Origin of the sequence: Reyranella sp. (genome assembly GCF_965279465.1) — a bacterium.
In the GTDB taxonomy this organism is placed as follows: Bacteria; Pseudomonadota; Alphaproteobacteria; order Reyranellales; family Reyranellaceae; genus Reyranella.
On sequence record NZ_OZ257242.1, the window covers coordinates 7465164 to 7488987 of the forward strand.

Annotated in this window: 25 protein-coding genes and 1 tRNA gene; 12 read left to right on the plus strand and 14 right to left on the minus strand. The window is 65.0% G+C overall.

Annotated features, from left to right (window positions below; translation table 11 throughout):
• Nucleotides 1-47: 47 nt before the first annotated feature.
• A complete protein-coding gene (locus ACQY8M_RS36410) occupies nt 48-953 on the minus strand; it encodes a glycine--tRNA ligase subunit alpha (protein ID WP_428667104.1) in 906 nt (301 codons plus the stop codon).
• A gap of 91 nt (nt 954-1044) precedes the next feature.
• On the minus strand, nt 1045-1305 hold the full coding sequence (locus tag ACQY8M_RS36415; RefSeq protein ID WP_428667106.1) for a hypothetical protein: 261 nt from the start codon (nt 1303-1305) through the stop codon (nt 1045-1047).
• Nucleotides 1306-1368: 63 nt separating this feature from the next.
• On the opposite strand from ACQY8M_RS36415, the gene glpD reads away from it, so the two are divergent.
• From glpD to ACQY8M_RS36430, 3 genes are all read left to right on the plus strand, one after another.
• Nucleotides 1369-2892 carry a glycerol-3-phosphate dehydrogenase gene (glpD, locus tag ACQY8M_RS36420; RefSeq protein WP_428667108.1) on the plus strand — a complete coding sequence of 508 codons (1524 nt, stop codon included), beginning with the start codon at nt 1369-1371 and terminating at the stop codon, nt 2890-2892.
• A 90-nt stretch (nt 2893-2982) separates the two neighbouring features.
• A complete protein-coding gene (locus tag ACQY8M_RS36425; protein WP_428667110.1) occupies nt 2983-3579 on the plus strand; it encodes a Spy/CpxP family protein refolding chaperone in 597 nt (198 codons plus the stop codon).
• 212 nt (nt 3580-3791) lie between these two features.
• Nucleotides 3792-4589: a sulfotransferase domain-containing protein gene (locus ACQY8M_RS36430; protein WP_428675591.1), complete on the plus strand. Its 798-nt coding sequence runs from the start codon at nt 3792-3794 to the stop codon at nt 4587-4589.
• 75 nt (nt 4590-4664) lie between these two features.
• Here ACQY8M_RS36430 and ACQY8M_RS36435 read toward each other — a convergent pair whose 3' ends face one another.
• Entirely contained in the window at nt 4665-5489 is an 825-nt protein-coding gene (locus tag ACQY8M_RS36435) for an aspartate dehydrogenase (protein WP_428667112.1), read from the minus strand.
• A 96-nt stretch (nt 5490-5585) separates the two neighbouring features.
• Here ACQY8M_RS36435 and ACQY8M_RS36440 point away from each other — a divergent pair.
• A tRNA-Pro gene (locus ACQY8M_RS36440) sits at nt 5586-5662 on the plus strand.
• A gap of 767 nt (nt 5663-6429) precedes the next feature.
• Here ACQY8M_RS36440 and ACQY8M_RS36445 read toward each other — a convergent pair.
• The 3 genes from ACQY8M_RS36445 to ACQY8M_RS36455 all read right to left on the minus strand — a co-directional run bounded on the left by ACQY8M_RS36445 (nt 6430) and on the right by ACQY8M_RS36455 (nt 8160).
• On the minus strand, nt 6430-7176 hold the full coding sequence (locus ACQY8M_RS36445) for a LuxR C-terminal-related transcriptional regulator (RefSeq protein WP_428667114.1): 747 nt from the start codon (nt 7174-7176) through the stop codon (nt 6430-6432).
• Between the two features lie 265 nt (nt 7177-7441).
• Nucleotides 7442-7714, minus strand: coding sequence for a hypothetical protein (locus ACQY8M_RS36450; RefSeq protein ID WP_428667116.1), 273 nt, complete (start codon nt 7712-7714; stop codon nt 7442-7444).
• A 173-nt stretch (nt 7715-7887) separates the two neighbouring features.
• Entirely contained in the window at nt 7888-8160 is a 273-nt protein-coding gene (locus ACQY8M_RS36455) for a hypothetical protein (protein ID WP_428667118.1), read from the minus strand.
• A 411-nt stretch (nt 8161-8571) separates the two neighbouring features.
• On the opposite strand from ACQY8M_RS36455, the gene ACQY8M_RS36460 reads away from it, so the two are divergent.
• Nucleotides 8572-8799: a hypothetical protein gene (locus ACQY8M_RS36460; protein ID WP_428667120.1), complete on the plus strand. Its 228-nt coding sequence runs from the start codon at nt 8572-8574 to the stop codon at nt 8797-8799.
• On the opposite strand, the gene ACQY8M_RS36465 is transcribed toward ACQY8M_RS36460, so the two are convergent.
• The 3 genes from ACQY8M_RS36465 to ACQY8M_RS36475 are packed head-to-tail and all read right to left on the minus strand — an operon-like array spanning nt 8731 to nt 11250.
• Complete coding sequence (locus tag ACQY8M_RS36465) at nt 8731-9582, minus strand: GNAT family N-acetyltransferase (protein ID WP_428667122.1); 852 nt, start codon at nt 9580-9582, stop codon at nt 8731-8733. The two genes, ACQY8M_RS36460 and ACQY8M_RS36465, sit on opposite strands and share 69 nt — an antisense overlap.
• A 47-nt stretch (nt 9583-9629) precedes the next feature.
• Entirely contained in the window at nt 9630-10367 is a 738-nt protein-coding gene (locus tag ACQY8M_RS36470; RefSeq protein WP_428667124.1) for a DUF6946 family protein, read from the minus strand.
• 31 nt (nt 10368-10398) lie between these two features.
• Nucleotides 10399-11250: a TauD/TfdA dioxygenase family protein gene (locus ACQY8M_RS36475; RefSeq protein ID WP_428667126.1), complete on the minus strand. Its 852-nt coding sequence runs from the start codon at nt 11248-11250 to the stop codon at nt 10399-10401.
• A gap of 57 nt (nt 11251-11307) precedes the next feature.
• Here ACQY8M_RS36475 and ACQY8M_RS36480 point away from each other — a divergent pair, with 57 nt between their 5' ends.
• Nucleotides 11308-13095: a flavin-containing monooxygenase gene (locus tag ACQY8M_RS36480; RefSeq protein WP_428667128.1), complete on the plus strand. Its 1788-nt coding sequence runs from the start codon at nt 11308-11310 to the stop codon at nt 13093-13095.
• 52 nt (nt 13096-13147) lie between these two features.
• Here the strand turns inward: ACQY8M_RS36480 and ACQY8M_RS36485 are convergent, their stop codons facing one another.
• Complete coding sequence (locus ACQY8M_RS36485) at nt 13148-13783, minus strand: hypothetical protein (protein ID WP_428667130.1); 636 nt, start codon at nt 13781-13783, stop codon at nt 13148-13150.
• Nucleotides 13784-13988: 205 nt separating this feature from the next.
• On the opposite strand from ACQY8M_RS36485, the gene ACQY8M_RS36490 reads away from it, so the two are divergent.
• Nucleotides 13989-14639, plus strand: coding sequence for a hypothetical protein (locus ACQY8M_RS36490; RefSeq protein WP_428667132.1), 651 nt, complete (start codon nt 13989-13991; stop codon nt 14637-14639).
• A gap of 8 nt (nt 14640-14647) precedes the next feature.
• Here the strand turns inward: ACQY8M_RS36490 and ACQY8M_RS36495 are convergent, their stop codons facing one another.
• Both ACQY8M_RS36495 and ACQY8M_RS36500 read right to left on the minus strand, forming a co-directional pair.
• Nucleotides 14648-15412, minus strand: coding sequence for a Hint domain-containing protein (locus tag ACQY8M_RS36495; protein WP_428667134.1), 765 nt, complete (start codon nt 15410-15412; stop codon nt 14648-14650).
• Nucleotides 15413-15796: 384 nt separating this feature from the next.
• Entirely contained in the window at nt 15797-16774 is a 978-nt protein-coding gene (locus ACQY8M_RS36500) for a hydroxyacid dehydrogenase (RefSeq protein ID WP_428667136.1), read from the minus strand.
• 146 nt (nt 16775-16920) lie between these two features.
• On the opposite strand from ACQY8M_RS36500, the gene ACQY8M_RS36505 reads away from it, so the two are divergent.
• Nucleotides 16921-18084 carry a phytanoyl-CoA dioxygenase family protein gene (locus tag ACQY8M_RS36505; RefSeq protein WP_428667138.1) on the plus strand — a complete coding sequence of 388 codons (1164 nt, stop codon included), beginning with the start codon at nt 16921-16923 and terminating at the stop codon, nt 18082-18084.
• Nucleotides 18085-18118: 34 nt separating this feature from the next.
• Nucleotides 18119-18679, plus strand: coding sequence for a carboxymuconolactone decarboxylase family protein (locus tag ACQY8M_RS36510; protein WP_428667140.1), 561 nt, complete (start codon nt 18119-18121; stop codon nt 18677-18679).
• A 19-nt stretch (nt 18680-18698) separates the two neighbouring features.
• Here ACQY8M_RS36510 and ACQY8M_RS36515 read toward each other — a convergent pair whose 3' ends face one another.
• A complete protein-coding gene (locus ACQY8M_RS36515) occupies nt 18699-19685 on the minus strand; it encodes a ketopantoate reductase family protein (protein ID WP_428667142.1) in 987 nt (328 codons plus the stop codon).
• Nucleotides 19686-19809: 124 nt separating this feature from the next.
• Here ACQY8M_RS36515 and ACQY8M_RS36520 point away from each other — a divergent pair, with 124 nt between their 5' ends.
• On the plus strand, nt 19810-22152 hold the full coding sequence (locus ACQY8M_RS36520) for a type IA DNA topoisomerase (protein ID WP_428667144.1): 2343 nt from the start codon (nt 19810-19812) through the stop codon (nt 22150-22152).
• A gap of 34 nt (nt 22153-22186) precedes the next feature.
• On the opposite strand, the gene ACQY8M_RS36525 is transcribed toward ACQY8M_RS36520, so the two are convergent.
• Entirely contained in the window at nt 22187-22705 is a 519-nt protein-coding gene (locus ACQY8M_RS36525; RefSeq protein ID WP_428667146.1) for a hypothetical protein, read from the minus strand.
• A gap of 85 nt (nt 22706-22790) precedes the next feature.
• Between ACQY8M_RS36525 and hemP the strand changes: the two genes are divergently transcribed.
• Both hemP and ACQY8M_RS36535 read left to right on the plus strand, forming a co-directional pair.
• Nucleotides 22791-22982, plus strand: a complete 192-nt coding sequence (gene hemP / locus ACQY8M_RS36530) for a hemin uptake protein HemP (RefSeq protein ID WP_428667148.1) — start codon at nt 22791-22793, stop codon at nt 22980-22982.
• A 54-nt stretch (nt 22983-23036) separates the two neighbouring features.
• The gene (locus ACQY8M_RS36535; RefSeq protein ID WP_428667150.1) at nt 23037-23807 is read left to right on the plus strand and encodes a ferredoxin--NADP reductase; all 771 of its coding nucleotides are present in this window, start codon (nt 23037-23039) and stop codon (nt 23805-23807) included.
• Nucleotides 23808-23824: the final 17 nt, after the last annotated feature.

A 23824-nucleotide genomic window follows, 5' to 3' on the forward strand; every position in this document is an offset into this window, starting at 1 on the left:
AAGAGCGGCTCTGGAGAGCCGCGCTCCCAGCGGAAGAAACCGGGCCATCACGCAGCCCCTTCGGCGACGCTCAGGGCAGGCCTCGCCACTTGCGTCGCCAACCAACCTTCGCAGCAGGCCTTGGCGAGATCGCGCACCCGCAGGATGTAGCTCTGCCGTTCGGTCACGCTGATCACGCCGCGCGCATCGAGCAGGTTGAAGGTGTGGCTCGCCTTGATGCACTGCTCGTAGGCAGGCAGCGGCAACTTGCGCTCGATCATCCGTGCGCATTCCTTCTCCGCATCGGCGAAGTGGCGGAACAGCATCTCGGTGTCGGCCTGTTCGAAATTATAGGCCGACTGCTCGCGCTCGTTCTGGAGGAAGACGTCGCCATAGGTCAGCGGCACGTCGGAGTCGGTCCGGTTGAACGGCAGATCGTAGATCGACTTCTTGTCGAACAGGTACATCGCCAACCGTTCGAGCCCGTAGGTGATCTCGCCAGACACCACGTCGACCTCGATGCCGCCGACCTGCTGGAAATAGGTGAACTGGCTGATCTCGCTGCCGTCGCACCAGACTTCCCAGCCCAGGCCCCAGGCGCCGAGGGTCGGGCTCTCCCAATCGTCCTCCACGAAGCGGATGTCGTGCAGGGTCGTGTCGATGCCGATCGCCTCCAGCGAGCCAAGATAGCGCTCGAGGATGTCTGCCGGCGAGGGCTTCAGGATCGCCTGGAACTGATAGTAATGCTGCAGCCGCATGGGGTTGTCGCCGTAGCGCCCGTCCTTGGGACGGCGCGAAGGCTGCACGTAGGCCGCATGCCAGGGCTTCGGACCGAGCGCCCGCAGGGTCGTCGCCGTATGGAACGTCCCGGCGCCCATCTCCATGTCATAGGGCTGGAGGATTACGCAGCCTTGCCCCGCCCAGTATTGCTGGAGGGTCAGGATCAGTTCCTGGAAGCATTGCGGCTTGGACACGGACTTCCCCGAGAAGCTCAGAAGGCCTTTTATTTCCGCCACTTAAGGCCGTTGTTGCGGCGCGGCAAAATAGGGATCGGCCTACACCCGGTCAAGCCGGCTGCGGGCAATCCGGACGGCCGCATTTTGCAGCGCCTGCCGAAACATAGGAACCGCAGGCTTCGCATAGCCGCGTATCCTCGACCACCGGCGGGCGCGGCTTGGGCGGCGCGGCGGCCGGCTCTCGCCGGTCCGGCGCGGGTGCCGGCGGCTTGGCCTGGCCGCCGCCCAGCAGCCGGTACCAGCGGCTCGCCATGGCCCAGATGCCGTAAACGGCGATCGCGAAGACCACGATCTTGAGCAGGAAACCCATGCGGCCTTTTGCGGTGCGAGCGCGCGGGGGTCAAGCACGCTATATGTCGACGCCATGAATGGAATGGACGACCGGCCGCTCGACCTCTTCGTGGTCGGCGGTGGCATCAACGGAGCAGGCATCGCCTGCGATGCGGCAGGACGGGCGCTCAAGGTCGGACTCTGCGAAATGAACGATTTCGCGTCGGCGACCTCGTCCAAGGCGACCAAGCTGATCCATGGCGGCCTGCGCTACCTGGAACTCTATGAATTCCGCCTGGTGCGCGAAGCTTTGATGGAACGCGAGGTGCTGCTGGCCAAGGCGCCGCACCTCTCCTGGCCGCTGCGCTTCGTGCTGCCGCACGAGCCGCACCTGCGGCCACGCTGGATGCTGAGACTGGGCCTCTTCCTCTATGACCATCTCGACTGGCACATGACCTTGCCAAAGTCCCAGGCGGTCGACCTGAGGACGTCGAAATGGGGGACGGGGCTGAAGCCCTCGTTCGAGCGCGGTTTCGTCTATTCCGACGCCTGGGTGGACGATGCCCGGCTGGTGATCGCCAACGTGAAGTCGGCACGCGACATGGGGGCGACGATCTACGCCCGCCATCGCTGCACCTCGGCGCGGCGCAGCGCCGACGGCAAGCTGTGGAACATCGAGCTCGCCGCACCGGACGGCACGACGGTGAAGCTCCACGCCCGCGGCCTGGTGAACGCCTGCGGACCGTGGGTGAAGCATTTCATCGACGAGCAGACGCAGGTGAAGACGTCAAAGCGCGTGCGGCTGATCAAGGGCAGCCACATCGTCGTCCCGCGCCTGCACGACGGCGATCACGCCTTCATCCTGCAGAACAAGGACAACCGCATCGTCTTCGTCATTCCCTACGAGCGCGACTTCTCGCTGATCGGCACGACCGACATTCCCGTGGAAGCCAGCGAGAGCCCGGTCTGCACGCCGGAGGAGATCGCCTATCTCTGCGAACTCGCCAGCTTTTACATGGCCAAGCCGGTGCGGCCCGAGGATGTGGTGTGGACCTATTCGGGCGTGCGGCCGCTGTTCGACGACGGCGACGACAATCCCTCGGCGGTGACGCGCGACTATCATCTCGAGGTCGACGCACCCGACGGCGCCGCGCCATTGCTGTCGGTGTTCGGCGGCAAGATCACGACCTACCGCCGCCTCGCCGAGCACGCGCTGGAGGATCTGCGCAAATTCTATCCGCAGATGGCCGGCGCCTGGACCGGCGCCAAGGCACTGGCCGACGGGGAGCTCGCCGACGCCCCGACCTTCGAGCAGGCGTTCGACCGCTTCGTCGCCGGCGCGGCGCAAGCAAAGCCCGGACTGCCGCCGGATCTCGTGCGGGTGCTGGCGCGCCGGCATGGCACTGCCTTTGACGAGCTGATGGAAGGCATTCGCACCGTGGGCGATCTCGGCCGGCACTTCGGCGGTCATCTCTACGAGCACGAGGTGCGCTATCTGATGCGCGAGGAGTGGGCAGCCGAGCCCGACGACGTGCTGTGGCGACGCAGCAAGGAGGGCCTTCACATGACGGCCGAACAGCGCGCCAGCTTCACCCGGTGGATGCAATCGCTGCGCCCCAATACTTAAAGAAAACTTACAACGCCCCGGGCACGATTCCGGAAGTGAGCCCGTACTTGAGGTCAGAGAGCAGTTTCTGCCCCTCAAGGAGTTCATTGGATGCGTGTTCGCCCACTTTTCCTGGCCGTGCCGACTGCCGTCGTGGCAGCCGCCGGTTTTGCCTGGCTGACCTCGGCCGCCGCCTCTAACGGTGGGTTCGATGGAGCGCCGCAGATCGCCCAGGCAGCCCCGCCGGTCGCCGCGCCCCCGGCGACCGGCGGCGGTGCGGCTCCCGCCGGAGGCCCCGCCCCCGCCGGAGGCCCGGAACGCATGATGCGCGACTTCTCGCCCAAGGCATTCTGCGAGGACCGTATCGCGCGGCGCATCGGCAACCGCGCCTATCTCAAGGCAAGGCTCGACCTCAAGCCCGACCAGATGCCGGCATGGGACGCGTTTCAGAAGGCGGCTGACGAGGCGAGCGCCAAGGAGAAGGCCCGCTGCGCTTCCCTGCCGACCGAGATGAAAGCGCCGCCGAGCTTCCCCGACCGTCTGACCCGTCAGGAAGAGATGATGAAGAGCCGGCTCGAGAGCATCCAGGCGGTGAAGCCGACCTTGCTGGCGCTCTACGACAAGCTGTCGCCCGAGCAGAAGGCCGCGTTCGACCGGCCGATGATGGGTCCTCACCACGGCGGCCCGGGCCGACCTCACCGCGGCTGAGGTGAAAGTCTAGCAAGAATCGTGCCGTGCGGGCCGGGTTCTGTACATACCCGGTCTGCATCTTCGCGTTGGCTACATTTCCGATGAAAGGCGGTAACCAGAATGAGTCGGTCGATTTGGGGCAGGCGGGTACCGATTCAATTCAGGGAGAGCAAGAGTAGATGAAATATAACCTTGTCGTTGCCACCCATCACAAAACGGGAACCGTGTGGATGGATGGTGTTTTCAAGGCGATCGCGGGCGATCTGGGCGCTCGATACATGGATTTCCGTCCAGAGCATGGGCATCAAACCGACCTCGATCGCGGACCGTTTATTCTTTTCAGCTACGACTCGGATTTCGGTAACTTCGCCTCCCTGCTTGATCGCGAAGACGTGAAAATCCTTCATCTCATTCGCGATCCACGCGATGTCGTCATTTCTGCCATGCACTATCACAAGGCCTCGCGCGAAAGCTGGCTGCACGAGCCTATCCCTGGTTACGACAATCTCACCTATCAGCGGGCTCTGCAGAACCTGCCGACGAAGTTCGAGCAATATCTCTTCGAAATGGACAATTCGAGCGCGAGCACGTTGCGCGACATGGAGAGGTGGCGCTACGGCCGCGCCAATTGCTTCGAAGCCCGCTACGAGGACCTCCGGCGGGACGAGGAACTCGTGACCTGGCAGCGTATCATGACGTTCCTCGGCCTCGATGCCGAGGAACAGGCGCTCGGCAGCCGCCGGTTCTGGCAGAACAGCCTTTTCGGCGGCCTCTCGCGGCTGGGCAACAAGCATGTCCGGTCCGGCGCCATCGCCCAATGGCGGCGCGAGTTCACGCCGGAACTCGCCGATGCCTTCCTGAAGCGCTTTCCCAATGCCTTGCAGACCTTGGGTTACGAGACAAACGACGCTTGGGTCCACGAGCTGCAACAGCCCGCGGCCCCAAGCATGTTCTCCGCTCTTCGCGGCCTCGCCGCCCATCACTGGGAAGGTCTTGCCGGACTGATACGAAGCCCGTCGAAGTTCTGACCACCGGCCGGCGCGGAATCCCGCTCATGTTCCCCTTCCTCGGAGGGGAGGCGTGAGCGTGACGTCCCCCGATCGTTACCAGTCGCTGGCGCGGACGATCTTCATCAGGTCGTCTGCCATCGTCAGCGCCGTCAGCACACCCGTCTTGGGATTATCCGGCATCGAGCGGCCGAGGCGTTCGAGCTTGAGCTCACCTGAATCGCTGATCACCTCCAGCCGGCTCGCATTGGTGCCGGGCGGCAACGTCGGATCGGCGACCAGCTCGATGTCGGTATGATCGAGCCCCGCGCCGCACAGCGCCACGGTGACCGCGAGATTGGCGTTCTTGGGATAGAGGCGCCCCGCATCGGCCGGCGTGCCCCGGAAGATCACGGTCGGCTCCTTGATCGAGGGCAGGTCGAACTCGGTTTCAGCGGGCGTGCCGCTCCAGGCGTGCGGCGGCTTGATCGAGGTGTACTTCACCCGCTCGAGCTTCCCGAGCCGCATTGCAAGCAAGCCGTCGAGACCGGCGATCGCACCCGCCGGCAGGCGCAGCCGCGCGCCGCTCCTGGCCGCCGCGGCGACATGCTTCTTCCACAGCTTGGGATCGCCATAAGCGCCGGTGGCGATCACCATCAGGTCGATCCCCTTGTCGAGGATGGTCTCGCCCCAATCCTTGACCGCCTGCTGGCTCGCCGCCTCGACCACCACATCGGGCTTGAGCTTCAGCAGCGCCTTGAGGTCCTCGACGACGGCGACCTTGCGGCCGACCGCCTTCTGTGTTGCCTTGGCCCGGCCCGGCCGGACCAGCACGCCGACGATATCGATGGCCGGTTTCTTCTCCTTGAAAACGTCGAACAGCATCTGGCTGATGGCGCCATAGCCAATCAGCGCGATTTTCAGCCGTTTCTTCTTCGCCATCCAATATCCTCGCAATTACCGTGCGGGCGCGACTATAGCGGGCGGCCGCGGCCCTTGCGACCGCGGGAGGCCGCCGCTATAACCCCGCCCGCCTGACGGAGTGTAGCTCAGCCTGGTAGAGCACTAGCTTCGGGAGCTAGGGGCCGGAGGTTCGAATCCTCTCACTCCGACCAATCGGATGCCGGTCCCGTCGGCATCAATCGCTACAGCGACGGCGGACCCTCGGGTCCGCCGTTCGTTTTCAGGGACCTTGTTCAGGAACTTGGTTCAGATAGCAGCGCTCAACAGAGCGAGGGGATTTCGCCGCCTTCGGTGCAGTATAGGAGCGTGCGAGGCGATCGCTTCACAGGGCGAGCCCTGTGCCCGATGGCGCTGCATCGGATTGAGCGCCGCGCGGTCAGAATCCTCGGGTATGGCAGATGCCTGGAGTCGAGCGGATTTTTTGTCGAGCAGGTCTCGAGCACCAGGAAGCCGCAGGCGGCAATGCACAGGGTGGCGTGATGGTGAAAGCCGCGCCAGTTGCGACCTTCGTAGTGCGAGAGGCCGAGTTCCGATTCAATGAGGTGCCGCAGCTTGCGGGCCTCAATCCCGGCCGGCCAGCCATCGGCGCATCGTTGACTCTGCTAGCACCCGGATAACGCGCGAATCCATCCCCTCGCACGAGGTTTCGACGTTATTGCTTCATGCCGAGAAGGATTTCGGGATTTTGCCTGCACCCGCCACACCCAGCAATACACTCAATCGCTGATTCCCACATCAAGGCGGCAGTGTTCAAGGGCGCTTGGCAGGTGCCCGCAGCGGCGCGGCCGGCGGACGCTGCCGCCGAAACAAGCGCCTTCTTCGATTCCCGTTCAATATAGCGGCGATGCCGCGTGTCGCCGCCCCAATACAGCAGAGTCTCGGCATCAAGCGCAATGCCGAGGGTAAGGTCCGAACTCGTTCAGGCTGCCGCCTTCACTTGCTGCGTGGATTCGGCTCCGTAACCGCGCTCGAGCGCCCAGATGGCGGCCTGCGTCCGATTCTCCACTCGGATCTTCCGCAGAATCGACTTCATGTGAACCTTGATCGTCGAGTCGGTGACGCCGCACGTACGCGCGATCATCTTGTTTGAATGACCCCTCACAACGCTCTTAAGAATTTGTTCCTCGCGCTGGGATAGACCGTGAACGATTGAAACGGAAGTCTTACGGTCAGTAGGGCCGTTCTGCGCGACGTCGGCCGGTGCCGCATCGTTCTGGGCCACAGCGGGCTCGTCGGCTTTTTCTTGTCCTCCGGTCGAGCGGGCGATTGCCAATGGCCCGGTCTGCAGAACCACAATCCTGTGTCCCGACTTGGTAATTTGCTGGAGAGTACCGGTAAGCGCACCAGGCGATGCAGAAAGCGGAATGCATCCGTCAATCTCTGACGCCAGGAGTTTCTGTATATCGGCCGCCGACGCGCGCTCAAAGAGCAGGACGATCTTGGCTTTCGCCCACCGCGCGCGGATGCTGCCTGCGGCGCTGGCTGCCTCTTCGACTGGCAGCGCACCAAGGACGACAAGCCCTGGTGCAGGCAACGACTTGTCTATATCGGCCGTTGAGCCGAAGTTGCCAACTACCCGATATGAATGACTAGTCAGCAGCGACATCAACGCCTCGCGAACCAGCGAGCGCGGCTCAATGACAACCGCAGTGATACCCTGTTCCATCCCGCACCCCACCAATTTGCAGGGCGAACATAGAAGGGTACTACCGGCGGGAAATTAACATGAGTTAACTACCGAACATTTTGTGATATTTTTGAGTCCGCTGGCTGACATTGCGGACAGAGGCCGTGCTTTGGGTCCGCGCGGAACGCGGCACCGGCTCGCGGTCTAGCTATGGGAAGAGTCGAGCTGGCGTTCCATGCGCGGTCATCACGACGGGGATTCAATACCTCGCACGAGGTAGCGGTGTCTCTGTTGGCGCTAGAGATTAGATGCCGCTCGGAGGTGCCGGTTTTGAGTGGCGCGGCGCCTCGTCGAGAATCTCCCTGGCCAACAGCAATGACCGGTGCGACCCACGGCCAGCGGCGCCGATCAACAGAGCAGCAACCTCGAGATCGGCCAATCGACAGTCGATCACATCCCTAAGCACGTTCAAGACGTTATTGGCGGTTGCATCGATTACCTTCGCCATGACCCCGACGACCATCTCAAGGGCTGCAATGCGATCATTTTGAAGGGCAACAATATCGTCCTCGGGCATCGGTGACTCCGCTCAGCGCCAGACACCCTATAGTGGGGGTTTGACGTGCCCTGACATGACCCATTGGAGTTACCCTCATAGGCCGCTTCCTGACGCGCCTCGTCCGCGAACAGCCGCGTTGGGCGCGAACTCGGCGCGTTGTCGCAACCTTCAGGAAGACCCGGCGGGCGCGCTCAGTTGAGCGCCGGCGGCTCGTCGCATTGTCGCGCCAGCTCTTCCTCGATATCCAGGAAGACATCCTCGAGCATGTCGTGGACGTAGCACCCGACAACCGTCTCCACCGTCTTGTGGCTGATGCCGTGTTCATCGGCGAGACGTTCGAGCAGGAGCTCGATCGCGAACGTAACCTCGGCCTTGGCACGTTCGATGTCCGCGAGAGCGGCAATCGGGTCGCGGCGGTCCCTCTTGCGCAACCAATCGTCGGGCAGCGGCAAATGAACAGTCATGATCGTCTCCTCGCTATCCATTAGGACGCAAGGGCGCTGACGCTGCGACCCAAGCGTTCCATCGCCTTAGTGGCGGTCAACAAGCGTAGGTTGCTCTTCTTCGTGCACGCAACGGATCAAAGGGAGACTCGTGGTGATACCCACAAATCGCCGGACGCAGGCGCCTCGCCCGGCCTACTCGACGAAGACCCGTACGCACACCGCGCGCCCTTCTGTTCTCGATCTCGCTGCTGAACGGGAGTTCTGCCTGGCAGTGGTCGGTCCCACCGGCATCACTCGGTACAGCGACGGCGGGCCTTCAGGTCCGCCGTTGGTTCTTCGAGGATCCGGGGCGCGCCTCTCGCACGAAACCAGTAGCCACCCGTGGCCGGGGAAGCTTACCTTCTGCACGGCCCAGCGGAGATGACCCTCATGTCTGATAAGGCGGAGTTGCTCGCAGCGGTCGGCAAGGCCCTGTACGGCGCGCAATGGCGAAGCGAGATGGCGCGCAGCCGTAACGTGCGCAGCCAGGTCGTCGACGAATGGGCCGCGGGCAAGGGCCCGCCGATTCCGCCCGGCGTCTGGGCGGAGCTACGAGCCGAGCTCGAGGCGAGGCGCAGCCATATCGTCGACCTGCTCGACGAGGTACGGCGGGCATGACGGACCATCGCAGGTGTAGTGGGTAATCGTCACGAACGGGGCAAGACCGACCGACCGGGCGAGCGCGATCGACGGCCTGTTGTGCTCCTCGACCTGATAGCGCGGCACCAGCCCACGGCGAGCGAGTTCGGCGAGAGCCGTCCGCACGACGCGCGCGCCGAGACCTTTCCGGCGATGCGCCGGAGCGGTGACCACGCCGCCGACCTCCCACACCTGGCCATAGTTCTCGAACGCGAAGCAGGCCGATAGCGTCCTGCCGTGGCCCTCCAGCACACAGGCGAAGGCTTTGCCTCCGGTCAGCAACGGCTCGAGCCAATCGCGATCGTGACCCTGTTCCGCGAATAACCGGAAAGCAGCACTGCCAGGCTCCGTCGTAACGAGAACGTCGGCGTCGGGTTCGATCGCTCCGGCCGACGTGAACGATACAAACGCGGTCCGCCGCACGACGGGAAAGTGGGTTTGGACCGGTGCCAGGTCGGCCTCGCTCGCGAGCTTGAACACGATGCCGGCGCCGCGCGTCATATGCGGCATGAGCAATGCCGTCAACTCGGGATGGTCGCTGGAGATGAAGGCCGCAACGGATGCCTCCGGATAGGCCTGCCGGTCATAGGCGCTGACCGACATATCGAGCGCGACCAGCGTGGCCGCGCCCGCCGCGCCGGATACCCGATGGATAGTCACACGCCCCGGATAAGCGAGGAGCTGCTTCAGCAAGACGATATGGCGAAGCGGCTCGCGGGCGAGTGCGTCGACGCCCTCCTGGATGGAAATGCGCGAGGCCATCGCTAAGCCTACCATTCACATCTTTGAAACGGGATAGCCTTTTGCCCTCACGCCGAGACCTTGTCCGACAACCACGCAAGACGCACTTCGATCCCGCCGCAGACCTTTGGTGAAGAAATAGAATCCGGCACGAAGATTGGCATGCCTACCCTATGGGTGAAGTCTCTGAAGTCGTCGAATCCCGCAGGCATGGACGGTGGTTCCGGCCTCTCGGCAAATGAATGAACGAGCACGACCGCTCGCTTGTATCCGAACCGTCTGGCTTCGTAGATCGATGCGCCAGTCCGGTGAAACAGTTGATAGAACAGGTTCCCGACTGAAGCATGATCGACCTCCAGCAAAGCGCACAGCTGAGCGAGGCGCTGCCGGCGATTTATCCTGCTTCTTTCGCGGTTGCCTTCCGAAAGATCATCTCCCTGCCTGGCCGGCTCACCGTCGAGCCAGTCGGCTACTCGGGGACCAAACGGCTCGTCCACTTTGCCCTCAACGGCGAGGATTCCGTTGCCATCTTCAAGTCGGACGATGCCCAGCAGATCGGTTTGGCTTCGCCTTCCTCGTCCCGGCAGGCCCGTCTCCCGCTCGAAGAAACATTCGAGAAGTTCTGCAGCCTGCCATTCAGGGGCTTGAGCGAGAATTGCCGTTACAGGCGGCGGCAGGGCGTTGGCCTGCATCCAAGCCGTGGCGAGTTCGAAGGCGCTTCGGCCCTTTTTCCAGTCGAGTTCCTGCTTTCCCAGCTTCGGGATGATTTCAGCGGGACGTTCGATTCGTATGTGAAAAGCAGGCATCTTGTTGCCTAACGCGTCTCGCGGCGGTCCGTCACGCCGGATGCGTCGGCCCCGAGGTCAGGCGGCGCATATGGCGGCGCATGCCCTGGTAGTCGTTGATCGCGTTGTGCATGGTGCGCCGGTTGTCCCAGATCGTGAGCGTGCCGGGCTTCCAGCGGACCCGGCAGGTGAATTCGGGCCGGGTCGTGTGCGCCTGCAGCCAGTCGATCAGCGGCCGGCTTTCGTCCTCGGTCATGCCGTCGAAACGGATGGTGTGGCCGCGGCTGCAATAGATCGCCTTCTGGCCGGTCTCCTCGATGGTGCGAACGATCGGGTGCACCGCCTCGTACGAATCGGCATCGTCGGTGCCGGTGATCTTCATGCCGCCGACCGTCGCATGATGCGACTTGCGGCCGCCGAGATGCTTCAAGCCGGCGCTGTTCACACCCTTCAGCGTGCCGAGCAGTTCCTTCATGCGCTCCGACAGCGCGTCGTAGGCCGCGGCGGTGTCGCAATAGAGCGTGTCGCCGCCCTTGTCCGGCGTCTCGATGGCGTAGAGTAGCGTCGCCATCGGCGGCGTCTTCATGTAGGTCGTGTCGGAGTGCCAGCCGCCGCCGAAATTCTTCGTCTCGACCGGCTCCTTCACGACATCGAACAGGAAGGGAAAGCCTTCGATGCCTTGGACGAAGGGATAGTGGTTGGGCTCGCCGAAGCGGGCGCCGACATCCATCAGGTCCTGCGGCGAGAGATCCTGGTCGCGGATCGCGATCACCTTGTGATCGAGGAAGGCCTGGTGGACCTGCGCCCACGCATGGTTGTCCATGGTTCGCAGGTCGACACCGCAGACTTCGGCGCCGAGCGATCCCGCGATAGGAGTAACTTTGATCGTGCTGTCCTGGGTCATGGCCGCCATCATCTCGCACCAGGCGGTCGCGTCAAACGGGTTTTAAGGAGTCCGGCCATGTCCGTTCAATTCGCCCCCGAGATCGAAGACGAGCAGCGGATCGCCGAAGTCTGGCTGGCGGAATTCGCCGAGGCCCTGGCTGCCGGCGACGCAGCCGCCGCAGCCGTCCTGTTCATCCCCGACGGCCACTGGCGCGATGTCGTGGCCTTCACTTGGACCATCGTGACCCATTCCGGCCGCTCGGCGATCGAGCAGGCCCTACGCCCCACCCTCGCGCCGACCCGTGCCACCGGCCTGCACCTGCCGGACGAGCGCTCGCCGCCGCGCCGGATACGCCGCGCCGGCACCGACTGCATCGAGACCATCTTCGAGTTCGAGACCGCGGCCGGCCACGCCAACGCCGTCGTGCGGCTGGTCGAGGCCGAGGACGGCTGGCGCGCCTGGAGCCTGCTCACCACGCTCGAGACGCTGCATGGCTGGCCCGACGGCCGCCCGCCGGAAGTGAGCGACGCGGAGCGTTACTCGCGCGACTTCGGCGGCGAGAACTGGCTCGACCAACGGCAGAAGGCGCTGGCCTACACCGACCGCGATCCGGCCGTGGTGGTCGTGGGCGGCGGCCAGGCGGGTCTTTCCGTCGCGGCGCGTCTCAAGGCGCTGGGTGTCGACACGCTGATCGTCGATCGCCACGAGCGGATCGGCGACAACTGGCGGCGACGTTACCATTCACTCACCTTGCACAACGAGGTGCACGTCAATCACCTGCCGCTGATGCCCTTCCCGCCGACCTTCCCGGTGTTCATCCCGAAGGACAAGCTGGCGAGCTGGTTCGAGTCCTATGTCGAGGCGCTGGACCTCAATTACTGGACCGGCACCGAGCTGGTCTCCGGCAGCTACGACGATGCGGCCGGGCGCTGGAAGCTGGTGTTGCGCCGGCCGGACGGCACCGAGCGTACGCTGCATCCGCGCCATGTCGTGTTCGCGACGGGCGTCAGCGCAATTCCGATCCGGCCGCGCATCCCGGGCCTCGATGACTTCAAGGGCAAGATCCTGCATTCCGGCGACTACACCAACGGCACTGAATGGAAAGGTCGGAAGGCGATCGTCGTCGGCACCGGCAACAGCGGCCACGACGTGGCGCAGGACCTGTGTGCCAGCGGCGCCGACGTCACCATCGTGCAGCGCAGCCCGACCTACATCGTCTCGATCCGCGAGGCGCAGAAGGTCTATGCGATCTACACCGAGGGGCTGCCCTTCGCCGATTGCGACCTGCTGGCGGCGGCGTCGCCCTACGCGGTGATGCGCAAAGCCTACCAGCTCTCCACCGCCGAGATGCGCACCGTCGACCGCGAGCTCCTCGCCGGGCTGGAGAAGCGCGGCTTCCGTCTCACCTTCGGCGAGGACGATACCGGCTTCCAGATGATGTATCTGCGCCGCGGCGGCGGCTACTACTTCAATGTCGGCTGCTCCGACATGATCGTCGACGGCCGCATCAAGCTGCTGCAATACGACGCGATCGAGACGTTCGAGTCCGGCGGCGTGCGGCTCAAGGACGGCACGCTGCGCGAGGCCGAGCTGGTGGTCGTGGCGACCGGCTACGAGAACCAGCAGGAGACCGTGCGCCGCTACATGGGCGACGCCATCGCCGACCGCATCGGCAAGGTGTGGGGTTTCGACGAGGGCGGCGAGCTCGCCAACATGTGGCGCCCGACCGCGCAGCCCGGCCTGTGGTTCACCGCCGGCAGCCTCGCCCAGTGCCGCATCTACTCCCGCTACCTCGCGCTGCAGATCAAGGCGCGCGAGGACGGTCTTGCCGGGAGCGCGGGTCTCCAGACCCGCTCAGAGTGATGAGCGGGTCTGGAGACCCGCGCTCCCGGCAAGACTACCCGCGGCCGCAGCGTCACTGCGTCGGGACCATCCAGTACCATTGGCCGTTCGGCGTCTGCACGGCATACCGGCCGTTCTCATCGCGCCAGTAGCGGTTGCCGGTCTGGTAATCGACATATCCCTGGTTCGGGCCGATATACGCCAGCGATTGACGCTGGCCGGTCGTCGGATCGATCCACCAGCTTCGGCCCTGCAGGACGTCGCCGGCCTGGTTCTGGTTGCGGCTGTAGCCGTCGGCATATTGCTGCTGGGCCTGGCCGCGTTCGCGTTGCGCCCGCTGCCAGTCCTGCCACGCCTGACGCTCCTTCTGCTGGTTCTGCTGCTCGGACGTGCGGTAGCGCTGGATGCCATCGGGCGTGAAACCACCGGTCGCAGCGTACTGGTAGGCGAACTGCGGATAGCTCAGCGTGCCGCCCTGCGCGAGGTGCTGCTGGTACTTGGCGTAGCAATCCGGGTTCTGCATCGTGCGCTGGACGATATCGGCGGTTCGCGCCTGCATCTCGCGATCGAGCTGCTGGCTGCGCTGCAGTTGCTGGTTCAGCATGGCGCCGTAATCGGGCCCGATGTCGTAGCCGTTGTAATAGACTTGGGCGGTAGCCCGCGTCGCCCCGCATGCCGCTGCGGCAACCGCCAAAAGAACAAGGCACACTCGCGATCCTGCGCCGCAACGTCCGAAAGGCATCGGTCCTACCTCCCCGCGATCATTCATCGATCGATGCTACCACGGCGGCGAGCGCCTTGCCTCCTTCCGGCGCGGGGATGGCACAATCCCGGCTTCTCGGCCAAAGTCGATGCGGTGCGGCGCCTGTGGGTGGGGATTTCGGTGACGGATCGGCGATCGGCGGCGGGATGCCATGAGTACTGAGGACGCACTCCCGGAAGCCGCGAAGCCTTCGGCCGTGCGGCTATTCCTCCGCCGTTTCCTGGTCGCGGTACTGTTCGCCGCGCCGTCGATCGGCTCGTGGTTCAGCAGCAACGTCATCTACCTGCGGATCGATGAGCTGGAGCGGCCCCTGAAGCTGGAGGTCGAGACCCTCAGGGCCAGCATGAGCGACCTCGAGCGGTTCGTGGCCCAATTCCAGGCAAACGAACTCGGTCGCGGCACCCTCAACCTGCTGATGACTGCCGTCTCGGCCGACATGCGGCTACGCTATCTTGGCGACAATCTCTACCGAGCAAACTCGGCGTCGATCGGTTCGCTGCGCCGTGCCGCCGCCATCGTCTATCCCGAGCGCTGGCAATCGGTCCTCAAACCCTACGAGGAGACGATCGCCCGAGGCTACGACAGCCCGGACGACGTCCGGCGATTGCAGGAGTTCGAGAACAAGGTGACCGCGGATGCGCTTTCCACGATCACCCGCGGCCAGCGGCGCCTCAACGAGCTCAGCGCGGCTATCGAGCGCTACGAACGCTGGAGAGGCTTCATCGCCAGCACGCTCGCCTATCTCGCGGTCGCCCTGTCCATCGCCCTTTTTGTCTTTCGCCTGCAGGGCAAGACGCCCTGACGGCGCGCCTAGGCCGCCCGCGCAAAGCCAAGCCCACGCTCCTCCAGATCGTCGCGAATGATGTCGATCGGCTGCCGCCGGTCGATCACGAGCGATGTCATGCTGCGCAGGCGAGAGCGAAGCTTGCTGCGGCCGCCGTCGAAACCCAGGAGCGGTGCACAACGCTCCGCCCCCGCTCTGTACAGCGATTCGCAGAATGCGCCCTGCACATCCAGGATGTCGTGGCGGTCGAGCTCGATGTTGAAGAAATCGAGACTGTCCTGGCCGTCGGCCTTCTTGAAGTAGATGCTGGTCCCGTTGACCAGGTCGCCGGCTTTCATCAGGAAACCATCGACGTAGACGGGGTGCGAAGCCGTGAGGCAGAGATCTGCGGTCGGCAAGTCCTCGCCAAGAGCGCCGCGCCGGATGACGACGGGCTGATTGTCCGGATTGCCATCCCATTTGCCCGCCACGCCGTTCAAGGTGTGGCTGACCATTGCCTTGATCGGCGCGAAGCCCCCGAAATGCACCGCGACTTCGTCGCCTGCTGCCAGGGTTTCGATCGGCCGGTAGCCTTCGCGCGTCCGGACAAGCGTGCCCAGCGCAAAGCAATTGCCGCCGCATCCGTTGGTCTGCTGACCTTGGCCACAGCCTCCCTTGCCGTTGCCGTTGTTGCCTGGGACCGCCGATGCCTGCCTGGGCAGAGCGCCGGCCGCCAGGAGCGCGCCCAACACCAAAACGCCTGCCTTCAGCGCACTACGCCGGGCACGATCGATATTCGGAGTTCCGTTCATCCCATCCTCTAGGTGACAGCATCATGTAACTCGGCGAAATGTAGGGAGACGCATTGCCCCCAATCCATGGGCCGAATGCACAAGCGAGCGGGGCATCGGAGTTGCCCCAATAGAGTTCACGCCCTACGCACTGGCCTGTGATGCGGGGCTATGTCTGCCGAGGAAGGAGACCCGAAGGGCCGGAAGGGGATCATGCGCCCCTGGTTTGAGCCATCGACGGACACGAATACGAAGCCCCCATCCGGCGCAGCGCGCCACCTTCCCCCGCAGACGGCAGGGCTGTCCGGAGAAATTTTGTGAGTTGCACGCTCGGGACGACGGGGCAGACGCTGCCGCCAAGGCGGCACCGGCTACACGATCGTGATCATCAGATCTCCATCCCCGTCATCGCGCCGGCGCGGCTGCCAGCACCTCCCCGTTCACCACCGCGTCGCGATCGGGCCGGCCAGCCAGGAACTCGAGGACATTGCCGGCGGAATCCCACGCCATGCGGCGCAGTCCCTCGGCCGTGCTCGCCGCGACGTGCGGCGTGACGATGAGGTTGTCGAGGGCGAGCATGGAGACCGGTTGAACCATCGGCTCCACGCGCAGCACGTCGAGACCCGCGCCTGCCAGGTGACCCGAGCGGAGGGCCCCTTCCAGGGCCGCTTCGTCGACGAGCGTTCCTCGCGCGGAGTTGATGAGCACGGCGCCCCGCTTCATGCGCGACAGGAAGGTCGCGTCCACCAGGCCGCGCGTCGCGTCGTTGGCGGGAATGTGCACCGTCACGAAGTCGGCCCTGGCCAGGCCGGCATCGCGATCGACGATCGCTTCATATCCCGCCCCCCGGATCGTGCCCGCGGGAATGTAGGGATCGTGCACCATGACCCGCATGCCGAAGGCGTTGCAGAGTCGGGCGACCCGCGTGCCGATGCGCCCGAAGCCGATCACGAGCACGCTCCGTCCGCCCAGCTCGAATGTGCTCGACTGGCCATGAACACGCCATTCCCCCCGCCGCACCGCGGTGGAGACCTGCACGACATTCCGGGCGAGGCTCAACATCAACATCAGCGCATGCTCGGCGACCGAAGCGGCATTGGCCTCGGGCGTGATCATCAGTGCGATGCCCCGCCGCGTCAGGGCCGGCACATCGACCAGGTCGTAGCCGACGCCATGGCGGCAAACGACACGCAGCCGCTCCGCGTTCACCAGCAGCGCATCGTCCACTTTCGTGCCGCGAACGATCAGACCGTCGGCATCGCGCAGCCGCTCCTCGAGCGACATGTTCGTCGCATTGCCGGGGTAGTCGAGCGTGACGCCGGGCGCCGCGAGCAGGCGGTCAATGCCGTCCTGGTGGATGGGATCGGCGACGACGATATGCATGAGCTGGTTCTTTCTTCAGGCGATGACGGAAGCATTGTGCCCCGAGCACGGGCGATCCGCATCGGGCAGGTTGGTCGCGGGCCGCCGGCTGGGATATCGTTGGCTACGTCGTTCCTTCGCAAGCCGGCATTCGTTGGGAGCCTGCCATGACCACCGCCACTGCCACCCGCCCCCTGAGCCCACTCGATCACGAGCGCGCCATGAGGGAATATGGCCAACGCGCCGAAGCACGCGCCTATGCGCTGGGCAATCGCGGGCCGATCCGCGTCGGCGCCGACGGCAAGCTGTTGCCGGAAATCCTCGAGTCGTATTGGACCCATGGCTTCTACGTGTTCCAGGGCGTCATCGGATCCGAGGAAATTCAGGAGCTGCGGGCCGAGATCGACGAGGTGCTGTCCCACGCGCCGGTCGCCCCCGATGCCAAGGTCGATGTTCGCGGACGGCCGACGCTCGATCACGGCATCATCAAGCCGCCCTATCGCTGGGCCAAGCCGCTCAGCGATCCGGTCGGCGGCACCGACAGGAACAACGGCCGCCATCCCGCCGCCATGCTGCAGCCCGAGCCGGCCCAGGATTCGCCGGACTGGACCGTCGAGTTGCTCGATGGGAACCTCTATCTCAGCGACGCCTGCCTGCGCCTCTATGGCCATCCCGGATTGCTGACTGTGGCGGCATCGATCCTCGGCGACGATTTCGTGCCCTACAATGAAGTGACCTTCGTGAAGGAACCCGGTCTCGGCCCATCGGTCGCCTGGCACCAGGACGGTACGACCCACTGGAACGCGCCCGATTGGGACCAGGGCGCGCACGGCTTCAACTTCATGACGCAGCTCTATCCCAGCACGGCCGGGAACGGAGTCTGGGTGCTGCCCGGCAGCCACAAGCACGGCAGGGCCGACATCAAGAGGATGGTGGCCGAGAGCGGATCGGACCGCATCGAAGGGGCGGTGCCGATGCTGTGCGACGCCGGCGACACGATCGTGACCAACCGCCAGCTGGTGCACGGCTCCTTCGCCAACAGCTCGCCCGACCGGCGCATCACGCTCAACGAGGGATTCTTTCCGCGCCGACGCGTGCTGAACGTGACGACGAAGCGTTTGACCGGGGCGGTCGAGACCTATGACCAGGCCCGCATCGATGCGCGCACGCGCATCCTGCAGATCGCCATCGACGCGCGCCGCCAGCGCTTCCCGCAGGAGAAGAGCTACGTCTATCGGCCGCTCGCCGGCCATGAGGACGAGAACCGGTGGAACGAGACGACGCGCGCCGCCGTGCTGAAGAACTACAACCAGCTCGACATGTTCATCTGAGCGGCGCGGGCAACGACAAAAAGGGAGGAAATCGATGTCTGAAACGCCGACTTTCGGCCGCTATGCCGAGATTCCGTACGACAAGATGACCCCGGAGCAGCAGGCAGGCTACAACGCCATGATCGAGGCCCGCGGCCGCCTGCCCGGCCCGACCAAGATCTGGGTGCACAATCCGAAGCTCGCCAAGGTCGCCGGTCCGTACGGCGCGCACTTCCAGCCGGGCGGCTACTCTCTGACCGAGCGCGAGCGCGAGATTGCAGTCTGCGTCATCACCAGCCACTGGCGGGCGGCCTATCCGACGTCCGCGCACGAGCGGATCGCGAAGGCTGCCGGACTGCCGGCGGCCAAGATCGACGCGATCCTTTGCGGGATGCCGACCGCCTTCGACGACGAGCGCGAGCAGATCGTCTACGAGATGGCGATCGCGCTCTCCAACGGTCGCTGGATCCCGCGCGGTCTTCACGACCGTGCCGTCAAGACTCTCGGCCACGTCAGCATCACCGACGTCATCACGCTGATGGGGCACTACACCAGCGTCGCGATGACCCTGGCCTTTTACGACGTCCCCGACGGCGCGACCGGGATGGCGCGCTGAGCACTCATGGCCGGGAGCGTCACGGCACGTAAAGGCCTTTCGACGCGGCCATGCTGACGGCGAACGCCTCGATGGCATCCAGTGTCGGCGTCGGCACGCCCGCGCTGCGAGCGAAGGCGACCGGTGCCCGCACGATGGCCTCGATCTCCATCGGACGGCCGAGATCGTAGTCCTGCAGGATCGACGGGCGATGGTCGAAATAGACCCGCTTGGGTCCGTAGCGCACCTCGGGACTGTCATCGAGCACGACGCCGTGGGCGGCGGCCACTGCCAGCGCCTCGGCGTGGGCGCGACGCGCCAGTTGATTGACGATCGGCGTCTTCTGGATCGTCGCCGGTTGCCCCAGGATGAGACAGACCGATGAGCCGGTGAGGTTGGCCATCAGCTTGTGCCAGATGTCGTAACGGATATCGCGCGTCGAGGGCGAACCGATGCCGGCGGCAATCAGGGCCTTGCGCAGGGCCTCGATCCTCGGCGTCTGCCGATCGTCGATCTCGCCGACCCAGAGCGTGTTGCGGTCGGGCTGCTCGTTGACGATCACGCCCGGCTCGACGACGTGGTTCGGTGAGGTGATGGCACCGCCCAGGGTGCGCTCGTAGCCTACCGCCCGGGCGAGCGCGCCGCCCGGATCGAGGCGCGACAGATCGGGGGCCGGCGGTCGCGCCTTGCCGAGACCGTGCCCGTACCACCACGGGATGCCGTTCTGCGCGAACACCACGGCCGTCCCAGGACCGAGCAGCGGCCCGACGCTCGCAGCGAGCGCCTCGAGGCCGGTGGCCTTCAAGGTCGAGATCACGACGTCCTGTGGCCCGAGATCGGCCGGCCGGTCGCTCGCCTGCACCTTGGCGACGATCCTCCTGTCGCCCGCGATCAGGGTGAGGCCGTTGGCCCTGATCGCCTCGAGGTGCTGGCCGCGCGCTACGACGGAAACCTCGTTGCCGGCATCGGCAAGGCGCGCCGCGAAATTGCCGCCGATCGCGCCCGCCCCAAACACGCAAATACGCATGAACCGCTCTCTCCCTAATCCGGCATCACCTTACCGCTCCGAGCATCGAGCCAGAACCGAAGCTTGTCGCGCGCCGTTGTTCTATTTATGTTCCTTTCTGCAATTCGTTTCTTGCAGGACCGGAATGACCGATCAAATCGTCATCACGGAGAAGAGCAGCCAGGCAAAGGACGTCCGAGGCGCAGTGGGCGGCCGTTACGGCGCCATCCTCCCGGCCGAAGGCCACCTGATCGATCTGCTCGAGCCGGAGGACGTGGTCCCCGAGTGGAAGCGCTGGTCGCCGATCCTGCTGAAGCCGGATGGGCTGTACGGCACGCGACCCGCAATCGGTGGCAACAAGGCCGCCAAGCTGAAGGCGATTCGCGAGGCGCTGCGCACCGCCAAACGGGTCTGGCTGGCGACCGACTGCGATCGCGAAGGCCAGCTGATCGGCCAGGAGATCCTCGAGCACTACAAGTATCGCGGCGAGGTCATGCGGGTGCTGTTCACCGCGCAGGATTCCCAAACCATCCGGGATGCCTTCAAGGAGGCCAGGCCAAACTCAGAGTACGCTCGCCTGTACGCCGCCGCCGTGGCGCGGCGGCAGGCCGACCAGATCTACAATCTCTCGCTCACCCGCACGGCCACCGTGGTTCTGGGTCGTGGCGCGCGCGGCGTGATCGGCGTCGGTCGCGTGAAGACGCCCACGCTCGCAATCGTCTGCAAGCGCGAGCTCGAGATCCGAAACTTCGTGCCGGTCACCTACTTCGAGGTGGTCGCCACGGCGAAGGTCGCCAGCGGGGAGTTCAAGATGCGGCATGCGCCGCAGGAGCGGATCCTGAAGCGCGAGCTGGCTGACGCCGTCGTCGAGGCGGCGCGGGACTTCGAGGGCCTGCTCGGCGTGAAGGTCGAGGACAAGCGGCAGGGACCGCCCAAGCTGCACGACCTGCCTTCGCTACAGAAATTGTGCTCCACGCGATTCGGATGGTCGGCCGCCAAGACGCTCGACGTCGCCCAGGAACTCTATGACGGCCAAGGCAAGAAGATCATCACCTATCCCCGCGCCGAAGTGCGCTACCTGCCGGAAAGCCTGATCGCAGACGTGCCGAAGATCGTGGCCGGCCTTCAGGTCGGCCAATCGTTCAGAGACATTCCCGTCCCTGTTCCGCCGCTCATTCGCCGGGGCGCGAGCGGTACGTTCCACGAGAAGGGACTCGAGGGGGCGAGCCACCATGCCGTCATCCCCAACGTCAACACGGTCGACACGCTGCGCGAGGTGTGGCCGCGCCTGTCGATCGACGAGAAGAAGCTGTTCGACGTGATCGCGCGCGCCTATCTCGCCGCGCTCATGCCGGATTTCCGCTATCGCCAGACCACCGCCACGCTCGACGTCAAGGGCTTCCCGTTCAAGGCGACCGGCCGGCAGCCCCTCGAGCTCGGCTGGCGCGCGGCGTTTCCGGAATGGCAGCCTGCCGACGAGAAGGGCGATGGTGGGCAATTGCTCCCGGCGATGCGCGACGGCGAACCGGCGCGGCTGCGCGATCCGGAGGTCGAGACCAAGGAGACCAAGCCGCCGCCGCGCTACAGCGAAGGCACGCTGATCGAAGCGATGCAGAATGCGTGGCGCTTCGTGGACGACGATCTGCTGCGCGACCGCCTGAAGGAAGCCAAGGGCATCGGCACGCCGGCAACTCGGGCCGAGATCATCGGCGGGCTGAAGAAGCAGGAATTCCTCGTCGCCCAGGGCAAGAACATTGTCCCCACCGAGAATGGGTTGAGACTGTTCGGCGTGTTGAAGGACGCCGATCCGGCGCTGGTCGATCCGGGGCAGACGGCGCAGCTCGAGTGCCTCCTCGACGACGTCGTCGTCGGCAAGCAGCAGATGGTGGGCGCGGTCGATGCCGTGTGCGATGTCGCCCGGCGCATCATCGGCAAGCTGACCCAAGGTCCTGCAGGCGGTGGACCGTTGCTGCTGGGCAGCGCCCGCGGGAATGGCAGCGGGGAGCGCCCGCCTACCCCTGCGATGAAACGCTATGCGGAGAGCCTTGCGCGGCAGAAGCGGATCGGACTCCCGGCGGACTATGCCACTTCAGGCACGGCATGCCGGGCGTTCTTGAAGCAGCATGCGCCACAGAAACCTGCCAGCGACCGCAATGCCGCTCCCTCGTCACAACCAGCAAGCCCAACACCGGCTTTAGCGGATGAAGCGAGTCCGTCCGTGAAGAAGAGACGTCGCCGCACAGGCGCGACGCTCGCCGGCAAGAAGGCGCCATCGCGCAGGAAGGCACGAAAGAGCAAGCTCGCCGACCTGCCAGCCGATGCGTCGCCTTCTCGCGCTCGACAGGATGCCGACGCGAGCACGCCGTTGAGCATTCCCTACGGCAACAAGGACATCGCCATGAAGCTCGGTGCCCGCTACAGCGCCAGCGGCTGGTATGCGCCACCGGGCGTGGACCTGTCTGCCTTCAAGGACAAGGGCTGGTTGTGACGGGAGGCAGGCGCCTCGGCGAAATCCACCGGGATCAATGAAGGCGCCTGCCCATAGCACTCTGAGCCGACGCAAGATCGAGACCTGCGCCGCCGAGAATCGTCGCAAACGCCGTCAGGCGCGCTCGGACCACTTCCGCTGCCTCCGCGCCCAGCATCCCGTTGAGCGATGCCGACAGCGGCCGCCCGAGATCGGCTTGGGCCAAACCGCACAGGGCGATGAACACGGCTTCGTCGCGGCTGACGGTCGAATGCGGCGGCCGATGAATTTCAAGGGTGCGGCCGATGGAGAACAAGATGCCATCCATGGCCATGGCGAATTCGGGCAACGCCTCGAGAAGGCCAGCCGCTCGGAAGCCGTCGCGAAGGCCGGACTCCGCGGCAGGAAAAGCACCGTCGCTCTCCCAGGCAGTCAGTTCGCACTGCCATTGGCGCAAGGCCCACAGCACGAACTGCTCGCCGACCGACAAGTCGATCGGCCGGGGTCCGCGTGACCCCTCGGTGGCGCGGTCGCGAGCGAAGGACGCACGGCCTCGATCCCGCAGGCTTTTCATTTGGAGGTCCTCCCCGGAAGGCATTGACCGGCGCATCAGTATATGCAATTCAGAATTACTCGCAAACAACGACTGGGAGATCCCGATGGATGCGTCGCTCCGCCCCTCGCAGGTCAACAAAACCAATCATTCGCCTGCGGTCGCGCAGGAGATCGTGTCCCTCGTGGTCGACAGCGCCGACTTGATGAACGGCGCTCGCGAAATCCGCATTCGTCACGGCATCAGCCTCTATCGGCTGCGGGTCACGGCATCCGACAAGCTGATCCTGACCAAGTAGGCCATCCCCCAAGGTCGAAGACACGCTGGCCCTGTCGGCCGTGCGGAGGCGCGTTTGAGTGCGTTGAGAGACGAGACCGTCCTGTCCGTGCATCACTGGACGGACGAGCTGTTCAGCTTCCGGACGACCCGAGACAAGGGTTTCCGTTTCGCCAGTGGCCAGTTCACGATGATCGGCCTGCGGATCGAGGGCAAGCCGGTGCTGCGCGCCTACTCGATCGCCAGCGCCCACTATGACGAGGCGCTGGAGTTCTTCTCCATCAAGGTGCCCGACGGCAAGCTGACCTCGCGGCTGAAGGACCTCGCACCGGGCGATCCGGTACTGGTCGGCGCCAAGGCGACCGGCACGCTGCTGCTCGACAGCCTGACGCCGGGCCGCAACCTCTACCTTCTCGGCACCGGCACGGGGCTGGCACCGTTCCTCTCGATCGTGCGCGACCCCGAGGTCTACGAGCGCTTCGAGAAGGTGATCCTGGTCCATGGCTGCCGCCACGTGCGCGACCTCGCCTATCGCTCGACGCTCGCCGACGAGCTGCCCGCCGACGAGATCCTGGGCGACGCCGTGCGCGGCAGGCTGATCTACTATCCAACGGTGACGCGCGAGCCGTTCAAGTATCGCGGCCGCATCTCGCACCTGCTGGAGAACGGCGCGCTGGCGCGCGACATCGGCCTGCCGCCGATCGCGAAGGAGACCGACCGCTTCATGCTGTGCGGCAGCGTGCAGATGCTATTCGACCTGCGCACGATCCTCGAAAGCGCGGACCTGACCGAAGGCAGCACGACGGTGCCTGGCGAGTTCGTCGTCGAGAAAGCCTTCGTCGAATAGCAACACGCGAAGGGGAA

Coding starts and splice junctions, on each gene's coding strand:
- ACQY8M_RS36415 (WP_428667106.1), bottom strand. CDS start 1,305: ATGGGTTTCCTGCTCAAGATCGTGGTCTTCGCGATCGCCGTTTACGGC.
- glpD (WP_428667108.1), top strand. CDS start 1,369: ATGGACGACCGGCCGCTCGACCTCTTCGTGGTCGGCGGTGGCATCAAC.
- ACQY8M_RS36425 (WP_428667110.1), top strand. CDS start 2,983: ATGCGTGTTCGCCCACTTTTCCTGGCCGTGCCGACTGCCGTCGTGGCA.
- ACQY8M_RS36430 (WP_428675591.1), top strand. CDS start 3,792: ATGGATGGTGTTTTCAAGGCGATCGCGGGCGATCTGGGCGCTCGATAC.
- ACQY8M_RS36435 (WP_428667112.1), bottom strand. CDS start 5,489: ATGGCGAAGAAGAAACGGCTGAAAATCGCGCTGATTGGCTATGGCGCC.
- ACQY8M_RS36445 (WP_428667114.1), bottom strand. CDS start 7,176: ATGGAACAGGGTATCACTGCGGTTGTCATTGAGCCGCGCTCGCTGGTT.
- ACQY8M_RS36450 (WP_428667116.1), bottom strand. CDS start 7,714: ATGCCCGAGGACGATATTGTTGCCCTTCAAAATGATCGCATTGCAGCC.
- ACQY8M_RS36455 (WP_428667118.1), bottom strand. CDS start 8,160: ATGACTGTTCATTTGCCGCTGCCCGACGATTGGTTGCGCAAGAGGGAC.
- ACQY8M_RS36460 (WP_428667120.1), top strand. CDS start 8,572: ATGTCTGATAAGGCGGAGTTGCTCGCAGCGGTCGGCAAGGCCCTGTAC.
- ACQY8M_RS36465 (WP_428667122.1), bottom strand. CDS start 9,582: ATGGCCTCGCGCATTTCCATCCAGGAGGGCGTCGACGCACTCGCCCGC.
- ACQY8M_RS36470 (WP_428667124.1), bottom strand. CDS start 10,367: ATGCCTGCTTTTCACATACGAATCGAACGTCCCGCTGAAATCATCCCG.
- ACQY8M_RS36475 (WP_428667126.1), bottom strand. CDS start 11,250: ATGACCCAGGACAGCACGATCAAAGTTACTCCTATCGCGGGATCGCTC.
- ACQY8M_RS36480 (WP_428667128.1), top strand. CDS start 11,308: ATGTCCGTTCAATTCGCCCCCGAGATCGAAGACGAGCAGCGGATCGCC.
- ACQY8M_RS36490 (WP_428667132.1), top strand. CDS start 13,989: ATGAGTACTGAGGACGCACTCCCGGAAGCCGCGAAGCCTTCGGCCGTG.
- ACQY8M_RS36495 (WP_428667134.1), bottom strand. CDS start 15,412: ATGAACGGAACTCCGAATATCGATCGTGCCCGGCGTAGTGCGCTGAAG.
- ACQY8M_RS36500 (WP_428667136.1), bottom strand. CDS start 16,774: ATGCATATCGTCGTCGCCGATCCCATCCACCAGGACGGCATTGACCGC.
- ACQY8M_RS36505 (WP_428667138.1), top strand. CDS start 16,921: ATGACCACCGCCACTGCCACCCGCCCCCTGAGCCCACTCGATCACGAG.
- ACQY8M_RS36510 (WP_428667140.1), top strand. CDS start 18,119: ATGTCTGAAACGCCGACTTTCGGCCGCTATGCCGAGATTCCGTACGAC.
- ACQY8M_RS36515 (WP_428667142.1), bottom strand. CDS start 19,685: ATGCGTATTTGCGTGTTTGGGGCGGGCGCGATCGGCGGCAATTTCGCG.
- ACQY8M_RS36520 (WP_428667144.1), top strand. CDS start 19,810: ATGACCGATCAAATCGTCATCACGGAGAAGAGCAGCCAGGCAAAGGAC.
- ACQY8M_RS36525 (WP_428667146.1), bottom strand. CDS start 22,705: ATGAAAAGCCTGCGGGATCGAGGCCGTGCGTCCTTCGCTCGCGACCGC.
- hemP (WP_428667148.1), top strand. CDS start 22,791: ATGGATGCGTCGCTCCGCCCCTCGCAGGTCAACAAAACCAATCATTCG.